We start from the raw sequence: 1,585 nt of genomic DNA, 5'->3' as shown, positions 1-1,585 counted from the left end.
CTGCGGCCTCGCGTTTGAATTCAATGGAAAAGGTACGGCGTTGTTTGGTCATCAGACACCTCTATATCTGGCGATATTCTCGCCTAAATGAGTGTCCGGAATCATTAGACCACTACAGGTTCGTCATAGCGACCTTTGTCCACCCATTCCGTGAGTTGTAGCAGGCCCGGCTTTTCATCCACCGGAGGCTGCGGATCGACCTGCATCACGCTTCGCAGCACGCTGTTGCTCGGCTCACCGTAGGTCATGGCAAGGGGCCGGGATGCAATCAGACGCCCTTGGGCATCTTTACCGATCACCCGAATATTTTCACGTCGGACCGTACTCAACACCTGCGGACTGTGCGTGGTGACAATAAACTGCATGGCGGGAAAAGCCGCACGTAATGAACCTACTATCGTCTGTTGCCAGAAGGGATGCAGGAACATATCCACTTCATCAATCAAGGCGATACCTGGCGTTTGCAAGGGTGCCCGCTCGCCGAGGTGCGGGTTGAGTTTGCAGGCACGAAAAGCGAGGTCCGCAACCATGGCGATCGTGTTACGCAGACCATCGCTAAGCATTTCGACAGGTAAAATCCCCTGGTCCGGGTGGTGCATGACCAGTTGTTGTTGATGACTGGCACTGTATTCCAGTCTGTGCCAGCCCGTAGGAGCCTTTATCAACCTGTCGATGGCTTCTTTGACAGCTGAGATGATTTTCTCAAAGCGCTGCCCGGTATCGGACACTTCTTCACCGCGCTCCAGAGCGATCAACTGAGCTTCACGGTAGCTGCGGTACATCCAGATGTACCATGCAGTGAAGGTCTTGAAGCTGGATGAATAAGACAGGCAATTGAGGTATGCGGACGTTCTGGAGTACTCACTTTTATCGAGTGTTGTCTGAGCCGCTGCCGAACTGAAGCGTCCCTCGAACCATAGCCTGGAAGTGCCCAGGTAAGTCATCATTGGCAGAGTGACATGTGCATCGCTTCGCACACTGTCCTGAAGCGACTTACCATACAAAGTCAACGCTTTCGATCCAGCATCGCCAATGGTGTTAGTGGATTTTTTCAAGCTGACGCGCTGCTGCAGCCAGCTACTTTCAACGGCGCTTTCCCACCAGACACCCTTTGCCTCGATAACGCTGGGTACCTGCGACTCCATATTGCCACTGCCGAATTGGGCCAGTCGCACATCTTCAATCTGGATAGTGGCGGATTTTCCTGTCTGGCCACCAAGATCAAAACCCTTGACGAAAGGCCACAGTGCAACTCGGGCGGCATCAAGAATGGTGGTTTTTCCGCCTCCGTTGGAGGCGATAAGTATGGTCAGATGCGGATCGAAGTCGATCTCGAATTCACCGAAGCAGCGATAGTTCTGCATTCGCAGTGTGTCGAGCCTCACAGTATTTTCTCCGGTTTCGTCATCTGGCCAAGCATATGGAAAACACCTTCCGTTGCAGTTGGGACAGCATACTAAATGCAAACCATAAAAAGGCGACACAAAGAGCGTAGCCATGAGTTTCGTATCTGGTGGCAACCCCGCTTCCATCCAGCCTGCGCTTGCCAGGACGTACCCCCCCCCCCCCGGAAAAATAACAACCC

At 53.1% G+C, this 1,585-nt stretch carries 1 protein-coding gene; it reads right to left on the bottom strand.

The genetic code is table 11. The annotated features are described in order from the left end of the window. Positions 1 to 104: 104 nt before the first annotated feature. Positions 105 to 1,585, bottom strand: a 1,481-nt coding sequence (locus DW49_RS0124415) for an AAA family ATPase (RefSeq protein ID WP_338109225.1), incomplete at its 5' end; no start/stop codon positions are given.

The sequence above is a fragment of the Pseudomonas avellanae BPIC 631 genome, assembly GCF_000444135.1.
GTDB classification, from domain to species: domain Bacteria; phylum Pseudomonadota; class Gammaproteobacteria; order Pseudomonadales; family Pseudomonadaceae; genus Aquipseudomonas; species Aquipseudomonas avellanae.
This window is presented reverse-complemented; position numbering and strand designations above follow the sequence as displayed.